This window comes from Frankia sp. CeTa3Moorea, from assembly GCF_978021225.1.
In genome coordinates, this window is the sequence record NZ_CDXDOR010000018.1 from 1 (window position 1) to 15,766 (window position 15,766).

Below are 15,766 nucleotides of genomic sequence, written 5' to 3' on the forward strand. Positions count from 1 at the left end.
ACCCCGGCCCCGCCCGTCCGGACCCCTCGCCAGGCGGCCGTGCGCCTCGGCGTCAGCCGTCTCTTGCCGTCCACCATCGCTTACCCATGGTGATGTCGGGACGAGTGGGCCGGGTGTCCTGTTACAGTCGCCTAACCGACCTCGGCGACCGGCCGGGGGAGGCGATCCGCACTGGGCAGGATGTCCACTTCCCGTCGGTCCGCAATCCCAGCAGGAGGAGCCGTGCTCACCGCCTTCACGCGGGCATTCCGCACGCCTGACCTGCGCAAGAAGCTGCTGTTCACCGTCGGTATCGTGGTGCTGTTCCGGTTCGGCAGCGTCATGCCGTCGCCGGGTGTCTCGACGTCGGCAGTGAACACCTGCCTGGACTCGGCGAGTGCCGACAGCAGCAACGTCTACTCGCTGATCAACCTGTTCAGTGGTGGGGCTCTGCTGCAGCTGTCCATCTTCGCGCTTGGCATCATGCCGTATATCACATCGAGTATCATCATTCAGTTGCTCGTTGTGGTGATCCCTCGGCTGGAGCAGCTGAAGAAGGAGGGCAGCTCGGGCGAGCAGAAGCTTACGCAGTACACCCGGTACCTGACGATCGCCCTCGGTCTTCTGCAGGCCACCGGCATCGTGGCGCTGGCCCGCAGCGGCCGGCTGTTCCCCGACTGTTCGGCCGCCATCATCCCGGACACGAGCCTGTTCCGGATCGCGACAATTGTCATCACGATGACAGCGGGTACCTCGGTCATCATGTGGATGGGTGAGCTGATCACCGCCCGAGGGGTCGGCAACGGCATGTCGCTGCTGATCTTCACCTCGATCGCGGCGAGGCTTCCCTCCGAAGGCGGACGCATTCTCCAGGTCGCCGGCGGTGTGGTGTTTGGCCTGGTGCTCCTGCTCGGTCTCGCGATCGTCGTGTTCGTCGTGTTCGTCGAGCAGTCTCAGCGTCGCATCCCGGTCCAGTACGCCAAGCGTCTGATCGGGCGGCGGATGTACGGCGGGACGTCGACCTACCTGCCGATCAAGGTCAACCAGGCCGGGATCATCCCCGTCATCTTCGCGTCCTCGCTGCTGCAGCTCCCTCAGCTCGCCGGACAGGTGTGGAGCAACCAGAGCTTCCAGGACTTCGAGCAAAGATACCTCTCCAGGGGAGACCATCCACTCTATCTGGTGACATATTTTGCACTCATCATCTTCTTCACCTATTTTTATGTTGCGATCACCTTCAACCCGACGGAGGTCGCGGACAATATGAAGAAGTATGGTGGGTTCATCCCCGGGATCAGGCCGGGGAACCCGACGGCGGAGTACCTCAAACATGTACTCGACCGAATCACGCTCCCGGGATCGCTGTTCCTTGGCGTGATCACGGTTCTTCCGTTGGCACTGCTGAACCTGACCAAGGACCAGCCGTTCCCCTTCGCGGGCACGTCGGTTTTGATCATGGTGGGGGTTGGGCTGGAAACCGTGAAGCAGATCGAAAGCCAGCTCATGCTCCGTAATTACGAAGGTTTCCTCCGGTAGTGCGCCTCGTACTGGTCGGGCCGCCCGGTGCCGGAAAGGGCACCCAGGCCGCGTTCATTGCCCAGGCGCGGTCGATCCCCAAGATCTCCACCGGGGACATCTTCCGGGCGAATGTGCGACAGGGAACGGAACTGGGCGTCAAGGCCAAGGCCTTCATGGATGCCGGTGATCTCGTACCGGACGAGATCACCATCGGTATGGTCCGCAACCGCTTGGCCGAGGACGACGCGGTCAAGGGATTCCTGCTCGATGGTTTCCCTCGCAACGTCCCGCAGGCCGAGGTGCTCGGGCAGATGCTCGATGGCATGGGGACCCGTCTGGACGTGGTGCTCGAGCTCGTCGTCGACGACGACGAGGTGGTGCGCCGGCTGTCCGGTCGGCGAACCTGTCGGAACTGCGGTCATATCTGGCACATCGACTTCGACCCGCCGTCGGTCGAGGGCGTCTGTGACCGGTGTGGTGGCGAGCTGTTCCAGCGCGACGACGACCGGTCGGAGACGGTCCGTCATCGGCTCGAGGTCTACGCGGACCAGACGTCGCCGCTGGTGGCGTACTACGCCGAAAAGGGCATCCTGATCGGTATCGACGCCACCGGACCGGTGGACAACGTCACCGACCGCGCGCTCGACGCCCTGCGGCACTACGGCGACTGAACCCGTCGGCCTGGTCCGGGCCGCGGACCAGGCTGAACGTGGCTCCCGAGCTTTTCGCGGAAGATCGTTGGAGTACGTCCTGCGGGGGTCGGCGGCTAACATCGGAAACGGACACAACACGAACACGGACCGGGGCGACGAGCGTGGCGCGACGAGAACACGTCCAGATCAAGACGGCGGCGGAGATCGCCAAGATGCGGGTTGCTGGCCTGCTCGTCGCGAAGACGCTGGCGCGGCTGCGTGACGCGGTCGTCCCCGGGGTCACCACGGCCGAGCTGGACGCCCTTGCCGAGAAGACGATCCGGGACGACGGCGGTATCCCGTCCTTCAAGGGCTATGCCCAGCCGCCGTATCCGGCCTCGATCTGCAGCTCGGTCAACAACGAGGTGGTGCACGCCATCCCCACCCGCAAGCGGGTGCTGCGCGAGGGCGACATCATCTCGATCGACTGCGGGGCGATCGTGGACGGCTGGCATGGGGACGCCGCGATCACCGTGCCGGTCGGTGAGGTCGCCCCGGAGGTTCTCGCGATGATCGACACGTGCGAGGGCGCGCTGTGGGCGGGCCTCGCCGCCGCCCAGCTCGGTGGAAAGCTCACCGACATCAGCGCCGCCGTCGAGCGGCATGTCCGTCCACATGGCTACGGCATCGTCGATCACTACGGGGGCCACGGCATCGGCAGCGAGATGCACCAGCCCCCCCACGTGCTCAACCACGGCCGGCCCGGCCGTGGCATCCGGCTGATCGAGGGCCTTGCGCTGGCCATCGAGCCCATGATCACCATGGGGTCGCCGGACACGGCCGTGCTCCCCGACGACTGGACCGTCGTGACCCGCGACGGCAGCCTCGCCGCCCACATCGAGCACTCGGTGGCAATCACTCCGCGTGGGCCGTGGGTGCTGACGGCGCCGGACGGCGGAGCGGCGAAACTCACCGAGCTCGGGGTCGCCTGCGGGCAGCCGGCTGACGCCCCGTCTGGAACCGGCTGAACCGGCTGAGGTCGCGTCGACTCTGAGCGGGGGTCGTGTTGACCCTTGACGGGGGTCGCCGCGTACACTCTTTAGCTGGCGGTCTTCTCACGCCGGTGTGCTCCACCGTGTCGATAGCAGTCCTGTCCATGGCAGTTGCGGTCGGTGGCAGTGTGGTTGGTGGGTTCGGGCTCCTCTCGGGGTAGTTCAAGCCTCTGACCTTGGCTTTTCCGAATATTTCGGAGGGCCGACCGGTCGCGGCCGAGCCGCCGTCCCATAGCCGACGTCAGGACAGCGGAGGACATGCCGAAGAAGGACGGGGCCATCGAGATCGAAGGCCGTGTGGTGGAGCCGCTCCCGAACGCGATGTTCCGGGTGGAGCTCCAGAACGGTCATCGTGTTCTCGCCCACATCAGCGGGAAGATGCGCCAGCACTACATCCGGATCCTGCCGGAGGACCGCGTCGTGGTCGAGCTCTCGCCCTACGACCTGTCCCGCGGCCGCATCGTCTACCGCTACAAGTAGTCGATCTCTTCTCACTCGCCCGTAGCTCCACTCAATCGCCACGCGCGGCCCGCGGCTGCGCAGGAGGTCCGCAACAGCCGTGAAGGTCAAGCCCAGCGTCAAGAAGATCTGCGACAAGTGCAAGGTGATCCGTCGCCACGGGCGAGTCATGGTCATCTGCGACAACCTTCGTCACAAGCAGCGTCAGGGCTGATGTCCTGACGGGTGCGGCCTCGTCCCGGCGGGTGGCGCAGCACGTGCCGCCCGCCGAGAGGCGGCCCACCGCATCCAAGCGATGCCAGGCGTCCCATCCGGGACGACCCACCCCCGGTCGGAGGCCGGGGCCCGCCCGGCCCGGCGCCGGCCGGGACGGCATCGCCCGAGACCTCCGGCCGCAGGAAGGAAACATCCGTTCATGGCACGCCTCTCCGGCGTCGACCTTCCCCGCGAGAAGCGGGTTGAGATCGCTCTGACCTACATCTTCGGGATCGGCCGCAGCCGCTCCCGGGACACCCTCGCCGCCACCGGGGTCAACCCGGACACGCGTGTTCGTGATCTGAGCGAGGAAGAGATCGTCAGACTGCGCGACTGGATCGACGCGAACTACCGGGTCGAGGGTGACCTCAACCGGGAGATCAAGCAGGACATTCGCCGCAAGATGGAGATCGGATGCTACCAGGGGCTCCGTCACCGGCGTAACCTGCCCGTCCACGGCCAGCGCACGCACACCAACGCGCGCACCCGCAAGGGCCCGCGCCGCGCCATCGCCGGCAAGAAGAAGGCCGGCAAGAAGTAGTCAGGGTCCCCGGCGGACCGCTCGGGCCCGCCGCCGCCGACCACTGATCGACGACCTCGTACACGGAGACCACACGCGAACATGCCTCCCAAGACGCGCGCAGCCGGCGCCAAGAAGGTCCGGCGCAAGGAAAAGAAGAACGTCGCCCACGGACATGCTCACATCAAGAGCACGTTTAACAACACGATCGTCTCCATCACCGACCCGTCCGGGAACGTGATCTCCTGGGCCTCGGCGGGCCATGTCGGCTTCAAGGGCTCCCGCAAGTCCACGCCCTTCGCCGCCCAGATGGCGGCCGAGAACGCGGCCCGCAAGGCGCAGGAGCACGGGATGCGCAAGGTCGACGTCTTCGTAAAGGGCCCGGGTTCCGGCCGGGAGACCGCGATTCGTTCCCTGCAGGCCGCGGGCCTCGAGGTCGGTGCGATCCAGGACGTCACCCCGACCCCGCACAACGGTTGCCGCCCGCCCAAGCGGCGCAGGGTGTGACCATGCGGCGAGGCGGTCGCGGCCGGAGCTCCACGCCGGCCGGTGTCGTGGCGTTGCGTTCGAGTTCGCGCCAGGAAACGAGAGAGAAGGATTAGATGGCCCGTTACACCGGCGCGGACTGCAAGCGTTGCCGCCGCGAGAAGACCAAGCTGTTCCTCAAGGGCAGCAAGTGCGACACCCCGAAGTGCCCGATCGAGATCCGGCCCTACCCGCCGGGCGAGCACGGCCGTGGCCGCACCAAGGACTCCGAGTACCTGCTGCAGAAGCGCGAGAAGCAGAAGTGCGCCCGAATCTACGGCGTGCTGGAGAAGCAGTTCCGGGGCTACTACGACGAGGCGAATCGCCGGGCCGGCAAGACCGGTGACGAGCTGCTGAAGATCCTTGAGTCGCGGCTCGACAACGTCGTGTACCGGGGTGGCTTCGCACCCTCGCGGGACGCCGCCCGTCAGGCCGTCCGGCACGGCCACGTCCAGGTGAACGGCCGCAAGGTCGACATCCCCAGCTATCGGATCAGCGAGAACGACATCGTCGAGATCGCGCCGAAGGCCCGGGAGCTCACCCCGTTCATCGTGGCCCGGGAGACCGCGGGTCAGGGTCGGGCCGTTCCGGCCTGGCTGGAGGTGATCCCGAGCCAGCTGCGGATCCTGGTGCACTCGCTGCCGGCGCGGCAGGTGATCGACACTCAGGTGCAGGAACAGCTGATCGTCGAGCTCTACTCCAAGTAGGGTCTGCCGGCGTCGTCCCCGCAGTCAGGGGGCGGAGCACACTGGAGTCCGGGCGGGCCTCCGCCCGGACACCACCCCGTGGGCGGAACGGACCGATGTTCCGCTCACCGGCTCCCGTCAGGGGGCCTGCACCACACGGCGTCATATGGCGGTCGCCGTGGTCGGAAGGACGTTCTCATGTTGATCGCTCAGCGTCCCACCCTCATCGAAGACCCGATCTCCGAGTTCCGTTCACGCTTCGTGATCGAGCCGCTGGAGCCGGGCTTCGGCTACACCCTCGGTAACTCGTTGCGCCGGACCCTGTTGTCCTCCATTCCCGGTGCCTCGGTCACCAGCATCCGCATCGACGGCGTGCTGCACGAGTTCTCCACCGTGCCCGGCGTCAAGGAGGACGTGACCGACCTGATCCTGAACCTCAAGGAACTGGTCGTCAGCTCCGACAACGACGAGCCGACCGTGATGTACCTGCGCAAGCAGGGCCCCGGCGAGGTCACGGCGGCGGACATCGCCCCGCCGGCGGGCGTCGAGGTGCACAACCCCGAGCTGCGGCTCGCCATTCTGAACGACAAGGGCAAGCTCGAGATCGAGCTGACCGTCGAGCGGGGGCGCGGGTACGTCAGCGCGGCCCAGAACAAGCAGGCCGGCCAGGAGATCGGGCGGATCCCGATCGACTCGATCTACTCGCCGGTGCTGAAGGTGACCTACAAGGTCGAGGCCACCCGCGTCGAGCAGCGGACCGACTTCGACCGGCTCATCGTTGACGTCGAGACCAAGCCGTCGATCTCCCCGCGAGACGCGATGGCCAGCGCCGGCAAGACCCTGGTCGGCCTGTTCGGGCTGGCGCAGGAGCTCAACGCCGAGGCGGAGGGCGTCGACATCGGCCCGTCCGCCGCGGACGCGGCGCTGGCGGCCGACCTCGCGTTGCCCATCGAGGAGATGGACCTGACCGTCCGCTCCTACAACTGCCTCAAGCGTGAGGGCATCCACACGATCGGCGAGCTGGTCTCCCGTAGCGAGGCCGACCTGCTCGACATCCGTAACTTCGGGCAGAAGTCGATCGATGAGGTCAAGACGAAGCTGGGCGCGATGGGCCTGCAGCTCAAGGACTCCCCGCCCGGGTTCGACCCGCGCCAGGCCGTGGACACCTACGGCACCGACGCGTACAGCCCGTCGTTCTCCGACCCGTCCGACGACGGCGCGGAGTTCGTCGAGACCGAGCAGTACTGATCTCCACGAGGGCCTCCGCTTCCGGCGGGGGCCCTCGGCGACCCTCCGGTGGCGAGAGCCGCGTCCTTCGGGCGGGCAGCCTGGCTAGGCCGGTGACCAGCAGGACAGTGAAAGGAACGAGGAGCACTCATCATGCCCACGCCAACCAAGGGCGCCCGGCTCGGCGGCAGCCCCGCACATGAGCGGCTGCTGCTGGCCAACCTCGCCACCGCGCTGTTCGAGCACGGCGGCATCACCACCACCGAGGCGAAGGCCAAGCGGCTGCGTCCGTACGCCGAGCGTTTGGTGACCTTCGCCAAGCGGGGGGACCTGCACGCCCGCCGGCGCGTCATGCGCCAGGTACGCGACAACTCGGTCGTGCACACCCTGTTCACCGAGATCGGTCCGCGCTACGCGAACCGGAACGGTGGCTACACCCGGATCATCAAGATCGGCAACCGGAAGGGTGACAACGCCCCGCTGGCCCGGATCGAGCTGGTCGAGGCGCTGACTATCGGCCAGCAGGCCGTCAGTGAAGCCGAGCGGGCGCGGGACACTCGTTTCGAGGCTCGTCGCAAGCCCACCGGCGCCACCGCGGAGGCTGCGGAGGACTTGGCCCAGGAGTCGCCGACCGCGGCTGTTGTGGCAGCCGAGGCCGCGGAGCCGGTGGACACCCCCGCCGAAGGGGCCGCCGGCAAGCCGACGACCGGGCAGGCGGACGACTCCGGCACCGGGGAGGACTCCGCAAACTGAGATCCGGGCCGAAGGCCGGAATCTTCGGCCTTCGGCCCGGATCTCGCGTCTTGGAGTAGATCCGCGCAGGCCCGCCGCCCATGATGGGCGGCGGGCTTTCGTTTTAGTGCCGTCGCACCGCCGCGTCGTCGCTTGCACGGGGGAGAGACAGATGTCCGATCCGGGAGTTTCCGCGGGACGATGTCCCGCGGGTCGCGAGGCGGCTGCCCGCCGGTGATGACGATGACCGACGGGCTGGTTCGGCTGCGGCTGAACCTCTCCTACGACGGGACGCCGTTCGCAGGATGGGCCCGCCAGCCCGGCCAACGCACCGTGCAGGGCGATGTGGAGGATGCCCTTATGCGGGTGGCGCGGTTGCCGGCGGTACGGCTCACCGTCGCCGGACGGACCGATTCGGGCGTCCACGCCGTCGGCCAGGTAGCGCATGTTGATCTCCCGGACGACGTGCCGCTCGGCGGCCTCGCGCGGCGGCTGAACGGTGTCCTGGACCGGGCCGTGCGGATCATCGGGCTCGCCCCGGCACCGCCCGGCTTCGACGCCAGATTCTCCGCACTCTCCCGCCGCTACGTCTACCGCATCACCGACGCTCCGTATGGAGCCGAACCCCTGCGGCGCTTCGACACCCTGGCCTGGCCTCGTCCGCTCGACGTGCCCGCGATGGCGGCGGCGGCGCTGTTCCTGGTTGGCGAGCATGACTTCGCCGCGTTCTGCCGGCGCCGGGAAGGCGCGACGACCGTCCGCACGCTGCTGCGCCTCGATGTGCTCCGCCGGCCTGACGGGGTCGTCGTGGCCGACGTCGAGGCCGACGCCTTCTGCCACTCCATGGTCCGGGCGCTGGTCGGCGCCCTGCTTGCCGTCGGGGAGGGCCGCAAGCCGCCCCAGTGGCCCGCGGCGGTGCTGCACCGAGGCGTCCGGGACCCTGCCGTCACCGTTGCGCCGGCGCACGGCCTGACGTTGGTGGACGTGCGTTACCCGCCCGATCCCGAGTTGGCCGCCCGAGCCGAGGTCACCCGGGCCGTTCGGATTCCCCCCACGCCGTCCGGTTGAGGGTGGGGCCTGGTCGCCGGTGGGGCCTGGTCGCCGGTGGGTCAGTGGCGCGGGCCGTGGCCGAGTACTGCTCGGTCTCCGATGGGCTCGGTCGCGAGTGTGCTCAGATCGGTCTGGGCGTTCCGCAGCGCGGGATCGGTCCCTGCTCCCTGGGTGCCGTCGGTGTAGGCGACCTGCGTGTAGATGAGGTAGTGCCCGCGGGTGATCGCGCCCCGCCACGAGTTGTTCCCACCCGGGCCGGTGATCCGCGCGTTCGGAATCGAGTTGGCCGGGACGGGGAGGGGCACGATGCCACCGCGCCCCTGGTTGAGGATGCCCGCGGTGGCGGTGGCGGTGGCGAGCTCGTCGAGGACGAAGACGGTGACACCGGCCAGCACCTGGTGTCCGCTGTCCCCCGGGGTGCTGAGGAACAGCGTCCGCACCACCTGCCGGCAGCGCCGGTCCTTGAGCTGCGTGACCAGACCACCGGTGAGATCTGGGCAGCCGTTGTCCAGTTTGCGGGCGAGCCGCCGGTAGTTCCGTCCCTCGGCCTCGACCTGCTCGTCGGAGAAGAACTCGTCGGCGGTTACCGGGTCGGAGTCGAGGGTCGCGCTGTTGAGGAAGCCGGCCGGGATTGGTGGGAGCGTCTGCCGAGTGGTGGGCGTCTCGTGCCCGTTGTCCCCGCTGCGCACCGCCACGACCGCGACCGCCGCGACGAGGACGAGGACGGCCCCGGCGACGCCGGCCAGCAACCGCCGAGCGCCGCGGACCCCACGGTCCCCGGCCTGGTCCTGAGTGCTCCGCCCCCACCTCGACGGGTACGCGCCACGGGCGCTCGATGCGGCGGTGGCGGACGGTGCCGACCCGTCGACCGGATCGCCGTCGCCGAATCCGCCATCAGCCGCGGCGGGTAGGTGGGATTCGCCGGTTTCACCGATGCGGGTGGGACCGCCAGTAACGGCATCTGTGCCGGGGGAGACACCCGGATAGGCCGGCGTGTCCGAGTCCCGTGGACGGGATGCCGGGCGCTCATAGCGGGTCGGACCGGACGGCGGTACGGATGCGGCGCCGGTCCCGGCTGGCTCCGTGCCCAAGCTCGTGGTGGTCGGGGACGGTGTTATGCCGAGCGGTGTGGTGTTGGGCTGCGTGGTGTCGGGCGGTGTGATCCGCAGGGAGGTCGGCTTCGGCGAGAACGAGTACGTCCGGGATCCCCCGAACAGGGGATCGTCGGCCGGGGGAGTCCAGCCGTCGAGGTCGGGGTGCGGGCCACCCGGGCGGGGAATCGTCACTGCTGTCGGGCCCGTGGTGCCTCCCCGGTCGGCCGGACCGGTTGCCGGACCGCCGCCCTCCGGCGCGCCGGCCGACCGGCGGCCCTCGGCCGGCGCGGGAAAGGTCCGATCGTGGCCGGCGCCTCCGGACAGCGGGGTCGGCCCCTCGTGCCCGGGGGCTTCGTGCCCCTCGCGCCCGTCGGATCGCCCGCTGCCCATCTCCGTCATCCTGGTGAGAATAGCCAGCTTGTCGGCGAGATTCAGCGCGGTCAGGTGTCCATGGTCGGTGGCCGGGCCGCCTGCATGTCCGTCTCCCCTGCATGTCCGCACTGCCGGTACTGCCGGTACTGCCGGTACTGCCGCTTTCCGTGCCCCCCGGGTGGACCGGCCCCCCGGGTGGACCGCTCCGATCGCCTGGTAACCTCAAAGACTGCTGCGCGTGACACGTCCCGTCTGCGCGCTCCACATTCTTGACGAGATCATTCTTGACGAGATCCGTGAGAGGCCCCTTGGGAGTCTCCTGGCGGGATCGTCCGAACGAGAAGGCAGACCTGTGCGCACGTACCAGCCCAAGCCCGCGGATGTCCAGCGTGTGTGGCACGTCATCGATGCCACCGACGTGGTGCTCGGTCGGCTGGCGACCCAGGCCGCCACGCTCCTGCGTGGAAAGCACAAGCCGTACTTCGCTCCACACATCGACACCGGCGACTTCGTCGTCGTGATCAACGCGGGCAAGGTCGCCCTGAGTGGGAACAAGCGGGAGCAGGCCCAGTACCACCGGCACTCCGGTTTCCCGGGCGGTCTGCGCAGCACCTCCTACGGGGAGCTGCTCGATACCCGTCCGCAGATTATCGTCGAGAAGGCGATCAAGGGCATGCTGCCGAAGAACAAACTCGGCCGAGCCCAGGGGACCAAGCTGAAGGTCTATGCGGGTCCGACCCACCCGCATCAGGCGCAGCAGCCCACCCCATTCGAGATCATCCAGGTCGCGCAGTAGCCGCGGACCTCCTGAGCCGGTCGCCGGGCGGGGTCCTCCCGCCCGCCGGTACCGGCCCCGGGAACCACGCATCAACCGAGGAAGGAACGCGACGTGGCTGTCGTGACCGACGTACAGGGCAATCCCCGCGCCACCGGGCGGCGCAAGGAGGCGGTCGTCCGGGTGCGTCTGCTCCCGGGGACCGGGCAGTGGACGCTCAACGGGCGCACGCTTGAGCAGTATTTCCCGAACAAGGTGCACCAGCAGCTCGTCAACGAGCCGCTCAAGGCACTGGATCGGACGGAGTCGTACGACATCGTCGCCCGGCTGCACGGCGGCGGCGTCTCCGGGCAGGCCGGTGCGCTGCGGCTCGCCCTCGCCCGCGCGTTGACGCTGGCGGAGGAGGAGTCCCGGCCTACCCTGAAGAAGGCCGGCTTCCTGACCCGTGACGCTCGGGTCAAGGAGCGTAAGAAGTACGGGCTCAAGAAGGCCCGCAAGGCTCCGCAGTACAGCAAGCGCTGACCTTGGATCCCCTTCGCGGGCGTGCCCCCGGAGGCGCGCTCCTGGAGGGGATCGGTGCCACCGGTGCCCCCTCGGTCTCCGCCACGATCTTCGACAAGGGAGACCTCAATGGTGAGGCTCTTTGGCACCGACGGCGTCCGAGGTGTCGCCAACATCGATCTGACCGCCGAGCAGGCGTTGTCGCTGGCTTCCGCGGCGGTCGAGGTTCTCGCTGGGCCGAACCGGGCGAGTGGGCCCTCCAGGTCCGGTAAGCCGGTAGTGGTCGTCGGCCGGGACACGCGGCCCTCCGGGGAGTTCCTGGAGGCCGCGGTGGTCGCCGGGCTCGCAGCCTCCGGTGCCGACGTGGCCCGGATCGGGGTGGCACCCACGCCCGCGGTGGCTTACGCCGTCGCAGCCAGCGGCGCGATGTTCGGTGTCATGCTCTCCGCCAGCCACAACCCGATGCCGGACAACGGCATCAAGCTGTTCGCCGCCGGCGGCCTCAAACTGCCCGACGAGGTCGAGGACGCCATCGAGCGGCGGATGGCCCTACCTCCCAGCCGCCGTCCCGTCGGCGCCGACGTCGGTCGGGTCCACGACGAACCGGTTCTCCTCGACCGGTATGCGGCGCATCTGCTGGCCACGCTGCCGGTGCCGCTCGACGGCCTGCGGGTCGTCGTCGACTGTGCCCAGGGCGCCGCCTCCACCTTGGCCCCTCGGGTGCTGCGGGCGGCCGGAGCCGATGTCGTCGCGCTGCACGCCGACGGCGACGGGACAGCGATCAACGACGGCAGCGGTGCCACCCATCTCGACAGCCTGCGTGCCGCGGTCGTGGCGTACGGTGCCGACGTCGGCATCGCCCACGACGGCGACGCGGACCGTTGCCTCGCCGTGGACGCGACCGGTGAGGTCGTCGACGGCGACCAGATCCTGGCGATGTGTGCTCTGGCGCTGGCCGAGCGGGGTGAGCTGGTCGACGACACGGTGGTGGTCACCGTGATGTCGAATCTGGGCTTTCACCACGCGATGCGGGAGGCCGGTATCACCGTCGTCACCACACCCGTCGGGGACCGGTACGTGCTGGAGGCGATGCGCGCCGGAGGCTACGTGCTCGGCGGTGAGCAGAGCGGGCACGTGGTGTTCCTGGACTACGCGACGACCGGCGACGGGTTGTTGACGGCGTTGCGGATCCTGGGCCGGGTCGCCGAGACCGGACAACCGCTCGGCGAGCTCACCAAGGCGATGACCCGGTTGCCCCAGGTGTTGGTGAACGTGCGTGGCGTCGACCGGACGCAGGTGGACACCAATGAGGAACTGCTGCGGGCCGTCGCCCTGGCCAAGGCGGAACTCGGTGACGAGGGTCGGGTGCTGCTGCGGTCGTCCGGCACCGAACCCCTCGTGCGGGTGATGGTCGAGGCGGGCACCGACGCCGCCGCGCGGGCGGTCGCACAGCGGCTCGCTGCCGTCGTGCGCACCGCGTTGCCGCCGGCGCGCTGACCGATCCCGTCGCTGACCGGTCCCGCCGCGGCGACAAGCGGACACCTTGCCCCGAGCGTCCCCCGGTACGCTCTCACCTCCGGGAACCTGCGTACGCTGAGCCGCATGTGCGGGATCATCGGTTACGTCGGCGACCAGGCGGCACTGGATGTCGCATTGAACGGTCTGCGGCGGTTGGAGTACCGGGGTTACGACTCGTCGGGTGTCGCCGTGGTCGGCGCCGGGGCACTGCGGACGGCGCGTCGTGCCGGCAAGCTGTCCAACCTCGAGAAGCTGCTCGCCGAGAATCCGGATTCCAGGCTGATGCCCGGCACCACCGGCATGGGGCATACCCGGTGGGCCACGCACGGTGGACCGACCGATGCGAACGCCCATCCGCACACCGACTGCACCGGCGCTATCGCCGTCATCCACAACGGGATCATCGAGAACTTTGCCGCATTGCGGGTCGAGCTGGAGACGGTCGGCCACGAGCTCGCCAGTGAGACCGACACGGAGGTCGTCGCCCATCTCCTCGAAGTCGAGCTTGCTGGTGCCGGCGCTGGTGCCGACCGCGGGTACGACGGGGGCGCGCATCCGCTGACCGCCGCGCTGCGACGGGTCTGCCGGCGGCTGGAAGGCGCGTTCACCCTGGTCGTGCTGCACCGCGACTTCCCGGAGGTGGTTGTCGGGGCCCGGCGCAACAGCCCGCTAGTCGTGGGGCTCGGTCAGGGGGAGACCTTCCTCGCCAGCGACGTCTCGGCCTTCATCGCCCACACCCGGGAGGCGCTGGAGATCGGGCAGGATCAGGTGGTCGAGGCCCGCCGGGACGGCGTGACGGTGACCGACTTCGGCGGCCAGATCATCGAGGGCCGGCGGTACCACGTCGACTGGGATGCCAGCGCCGCCGAGAAGGGCGGCTACCCGTACTTCATGCTCAAGGAGATCAGCGAGCAGCCGACCGCCCTGGCAGACACGCTGCGCGGTCGGCTTTCCGCCGATGGTGCGATCGTGCTCGACGAGGAGCGGCTGTCTGTCCAGGATTTCCGGGACGTGGACAAGGTCTTCATCGTCGCCTGCGGCACCGCCTACCACGCCGGCCTCATCGCAAAGTACGCGATCGAGCACTGGACCAGGCTGCCCTGCGAGGTCGAGATGGCCTCGGAGTTTCGCTACCGCGACCCGGTGCTCGACCGGTCCACCCTCGTCATCGCGATCAGCCAGAGCGGCGAGACGCTGGACACGCTGATGGCGGTCAAACACGCGCGCGAGCAGAAGGCACGGGTGCTGGCCATCTGCAACACCAACGGTTCTACGATCCCTCGGGAGTCCGATGCGGTGCTGTACACCCGCTGCGGCCCGGAGGTGGGGGTCGCGTCCACCAAGACCTTCCTCGGGCAGGTCGCCGCGTGCCTTCTCGTTGGCCTGTTCCTGGCCCAGGTGCGCGGCGTGCTCTACGGCGACGAGGTCGCTGCGTACGTCGAGCGGCTCCAGCGTATGCCCGAGCTGATCGAACGGACGCTGGGAACGGTCGAGCCGGTGCGGGAGCTCGCCCGTGCCTTGGCCGACGCGAGGGCGGTGCTCTTCCTCGGTCGTCATGTGGGGTACCCGGTGGCCCTGGAAGGGGCCCTCAAGCTCAAGGAACTCGCCTATATGCACGCCGAGGGGTTCCCGGCGGGGGAGCTCAAGCACGGGCCGATCGCGCTCATCGAGCCCGGCCTGCCGGTGTTCGTCGTTGTGCCGTCCCCACGGGGTCGTGCCAACCTGCACGGAAAGATCGTTTCCAACATCCAGGAAGTCCGGGCGCGTGGCGCCCGCACGATTGTGATCGCGGAAGAGAGCGACACCGCCGTCGAACCGTTCGCCGATCATCTCATCCGCGTGCCCGCGACCGCGTCGCTGTTCGCGCCCCTGGTTACGACGCTACCGCTGCAGGTCTTCGCGTGCGAGCTGGCGCTTGCGCGCGGCCTCGATGTCGATCAGCCGCGTAACCTGGCGAAGTCGGTCACAGTCGAATAAGCCCTTCCCCACACGGCGCCTCCGGCGCGGTGTGGGGACCCCTGGCATCGGGGGCCGTTCGGGGTTTCTGTCAGCTCGCCTTCGGCGAGCTTCCTGGGGGAGTCGTCGGGGGGGAGCCGTTGGCGCCTCCGGCGCGGTGTGGGGACCCCTGGCATCGGGCGGCGTACCGGCGCGGCGGGGGCTGGGCTCGGGCCTGCCTGGTCAGGTGGACGGCGTCGCTCCGTGCTGACGGCCGTGCCAGGCGACCGTCGCCTCCCACAGCGCATCGGCGACGGCGTCGTTGTCGTCGGCGGCGTCGAGCAGGGTCTCGACGAGTTCGGCGCGAGGGGCGCGGCTGAGGAAGACGCGCATCGCGGCGTGGACCGGGTCGTCGGTGAAGAGGGTCTCCTCACCGAGGATCGCGCCGTCCTCCCCCTCGATGTCCTCGTCGTCCTCGGCGAGTCCCGCCGAGCCGGTGGCCACGAGGGCGACCGCGACCGCATGCCGGCAGAACGAGCCGGTGGATCCCTCGGTGCAGGTACAGCCCGTCCGTGGCCCGTCGTCGGCCGCCTCCAGGCGGACCTCGTACGAACCGTCGTCGTCCACCGTGCCGGATGCGTTGGTGGGGCGGATGCGGAGTTGTTCGACTCGACCGAGAAGGGCCAGATTCACCCCTTCTATGAAGACGTCGGTGCCGGCGTGCTGTGCGCAGGCACGTTCCTCGAAGGCTGCCTCGAGCGGGGTGACGGCGTCTCCGCCGTGCCCGTTCTCCCCGGACCCCGAAATGATCACTGCTCAATCCTACGGAATTCGCGCGGTTCGGGGATGCCTAGGCGAGTAGGTCTTGTTGTCGATTGCATCGCGATATATCGTGAGCCTACGTGATGAGGTGTGGGCGGATGGCTCCGGTCGCGC

At 68.9% G+C, this 15,766-nt stretch carries 17 protein-coding genes; 15 read left to right on the plus strand and 2 right to left on the minus strand.

Going from position 1 to position 15,766, the window contains the following annotated elements:
* Positions 1 to 222: 222 nt before the first annotated feature.
* From secY to truA, 11 genes are all read left to right on the plus strand, one after another.
* Positions 223 to 1,515, plus strand: a complete 1,293-nt coding sequence (gene secY / locus AC08OV_RS05655) for a preprotein translocase subunit SecY (RefSeq protein WP_476591756.1) — start codon at positions 223 to 225, stop codon at positions 1,513 to 1,515.
* Positions 1,515 to 2,168 (plus strand): adenylate kinase, encoded by a 654-nt coding sequence (locus tag AC08OV_RS05660; protein WP_462185702.1) that lies wholly within the window; start codon positions 1,515 to 1,517, stop codon positions 2,166 to 2,168. The genes secY and AC08OV_RS05660 overlap by 1 nt, the downstream gene beginning before the upstream one ends.
* A 143-nt stretch (positions 2,169 to 2,311) precedes the next feature.
* Positions 2,312 to 3,157, plus strand: a complete 846-nt coding sequence (gene map, locus AC08OV_RS05665; protein ID WP_462202436.1) for a type I methionyl aminopeptidase — start codon at positions 2,312 to 2,314, stop codon at positions 3,155 to 3,157.
* A 282-nt stretch (positions 3,158 to 3,439) separates the two neighbouring features.
* Positions 3,440 to 3,661 (plus strand): translation initiation factor IF-1, encoded by a 222-nt coding sequence (gene infA / locus AC08OV_RS05670; RefSeq protein WP_006541558.1) that lies wholly within the window; start codon positions 3,440 to 3,442, stop codon positions 3,659 to 3,661.
* A gap of 79 nt (positions 3,662 to 3,740) precedes the next feature.
* Entirely contained in the window at positions 3,741 to 3,854 is a 114-nt protein-coding gene (rpmJ, locus tag AC08OV_RS05675; protein ID WP_003956441.1) for a 50S ribosomal protein L36, read from the plus strand.
* 201 nt (positions 3,855 to 4,055) lie between these two features.
* Positions 4,056 to 4,436, plus strand: a complete 381-nt coding sequence (gene rpsM / locus AC08OV_RS05680) for a 30S ribosomal protein S13 (protein ID WP_462202433.1) — start codon at positions 4,056 to 4,058, stop codon at positions 4,434 to 4,436.
* A gap of 81 nt (positions 4,437 to 4,517) precedes the next feature.
* The gene (gene rpsK / locus AC08OV_RS05685; RefSeq protein WP_011435061.1) at positions 4,518 to 4,922 is read left to right on the plus strand and encodes a 30S ribosomal protein S11; all 405 of its coding nucleotides are present in this window, start codon (positions 4,518 to 4,520) and stop codon (positions 4,920 to 4,922) included.
* Positions 4,923 to 5,017: 95 nt separating this feature from the next.
* On the plus strand, positions 5,018 to 5,647 hold the full coding sequence (gene rpsD / locus AC08OV_RS05690; RefSeq protein WP_011435062.1) for a 30S ribosomal protein S4: 630 nt from the start codon (positions 5,018 to 5,020) through the stop codon (positions 5,645 to 5,647).
* A gap of 177 nt (positions 5,648 to 5,824) precedes the next feature.
* On the plus strand, positions 5,825 to 6,874 hold the full coding sequence (locus tag AC08OV_RS05695) for a DNA-directed RNA polymerase subunit alpha (RefSeq protein ID WP_476613816.1): 1,050 nt from the start codon (positions 5,825 to 5,827) through the stop codon (positions 6,872 to 6,874).
* Between the two features lie 132 nt (positions 6,875 to 7,006).
* A complete protein-coding gene (rplQ, locus tag AC08OV_RS05700; protein ID WP_476613815.1) occupies positions 7,007 to 7,606 on the plus strand; it encodes a 50S ribosomal protein L17 in 600 nt (199 codons plus the stop codon).
* Between the two features lie 222 nt (positions 7,607 to 7,828).
* Positions 7,829 to 8,653 (plus strand): tRNA pseudouridine(38-40) synthase TruA, encoded by an 825-nt coding sequence (gene truA / locus AC08OV_RS05705; RefSeq protein ID WP_462202429.1) that lies wholly within the window; start codon positions 7,829 to 7,831, stop codon positions 8,651 to 8,653.
* Between the two features lie 41 nt (positions 8,654 to 8,694).
* Here the strand turns inward: truA and AC08OV_RS05710 are convergent, their stop codons facing one another.
* Complete coding sequence (locus tag AC08OV_RS05710) at positions 8,695 to 10,119, minus strand: hypothetical protein (RefSeq protein WP_476613814.1); 1,425 nt, start codon at positions 10,117 to 10,119, stop codon at positions 8,695 to 8,697.
* Between the two features lie 220 nt (positions 10,120 to 10,339).
* Here AC08OV_RS05710 and rplM point away from each other — a divergent pair, with 220 nt between their 5' ends.
* From rplM to glmS, 4 genes are all read left to right on the plus strand, one after another.
* On the plus strand, positions 10,340 to 10,897 hold the full coding sequence (rplM, locus tag AC08OV_RS05715) for a 50S ribosomal protein L13 (RefSeq protein WP_476619415.1): 558 nt from the start codon (positions 10,340 to 10,342) through the stop codon (positions 10,895 to 10,897).
* Positions 10,898 to 10,990: 93 nt separating this feature from the next.
* Positions 10,991 to 11,398 (plus strand): 30S ribosomal protein S9, encoded by a 408-nt coding sequence (rpsI, locus tag AC08OV_RS05720; RefSeq protein WP_476598530.1) that lies wholly within the window; start codon positions 10,991 to 10,993, stop codon positions 11,396 to 11,398.
* A 108-nt stretch (positions 11,399 to 11,506) separates the two neighbouring features.
* Positions 11,507 to 12,874 (plus strand): phosphoglucosamine mutase, encoded by a 1,368-nt coding sequence (gene glmM / locus AC08OV_RS05725; protein WP_476613813.1) that lies wholly within the window; start codon positions 11,507 to 11,509, stop codon positions 12,872 to 12,874.
* 105 nt (positions 12,875 to 12,979) lie between these two features.
* Positions 12,980 to 14,872, plus strand: a complete 1,893-nt coding sequence (gene glmS, locus AC08OV_RS05730; protein WP_476613812.1) for a glutamine--fructose-6-phosphate transaminase (isomerizing) — start codon at positions 12,980 to 12,982, stop codon at positions 14,870 to 14,872.
* Positions 14,873 to 15,073: 201 nt separating this feature from the next.
* Here the strand turns inward: glmS and AC08OV_RS05735 are convergent, their stop codons facing one another.
* Positions 15,074 to 15,643, minus strand: a complete 570-nt coding sequence (locus AC08OV_RS05735; RefSeq protein WP_476613219.1) for an SWIM zinc finger family protein — start codon at positions 15,641 to 15,643, stop codon at positions 15,074 to 15,076.
* Positions 15,644 to 15,766: the final 123 nt, after the last annotated feature.

Excerpts from the sequence above, each read along its gene's own strand:
- AC08OV_RS05695 (WP_476613816.1), top strand. The coding sequence starts at position 5,825 with ATGTTGATCGCTCAGCGTCCCACCCTCATCGAAGACCCGATCTCCGAG.
- AC08OV_RS05710 (WP_476613814.1), bottom strand. The coding sequence starts at position 10,119 with ATGGGCAGCGGGCGATCCGACGGGCGCGAGGGGCACGAAGCCCCCGGG.
- rplQ (WP_476613815.1), top strand. The coding sequence starts at position 7,007 with ATGCCCACGCCAACCAAGGGCGCCCGGCTCGGCGGCAGCCCCGCACAT.
- truA (WP_462202429.1), top strand. The coding sequence starts at position 7,829 with ATGACCGACGGGCTGGTTCGGCTGCGGCTGAACCTCTCCTACGACGGG.
- rpsD (WP_011435062.1), top strand. The coding sequence starts at position 5,018 with ATGGCCCGTTACACCGGCGCGGACTGCAAGCGTTGCCGCCGCGAGAAG.
- glmS (WP_476613812.1), top strand. The coding sequence starts at position 12,980 with ATGTGCGGGATCATCGGTTACGTCGGCGACCAGGCGGCACTGGATGTC.
- glmM (WP_476613813.1), top strand. The coding sequence starts at position 11,507 with ATGGTGAGGCTCTTTGGCACCGACGGCGTCCGAGGTGTCGCCAACATC.
- rpsM (WP_462202433.1), top strand. The coding sequence starts at position 4,056 with ATGGCACGCCTCTCCGGCGTCGACCTTCCCCGCGAGAAGCGGGTTGAG.
- rpsK (WP_011435061.1), top strand. The coding sequence starts at position 4,518 with ATGCCTCCCAAGACGCGCGCAGCCGGCGCCAAGAAGGTCCGGCGCAAG.
- infA (WP_006541558.1), top strand. The coding sequence starts at position 3,440 with ATGCCGAAGAAGGACGGGGCCATCGAGATCGAAGGCCGTGTGGTGGAG.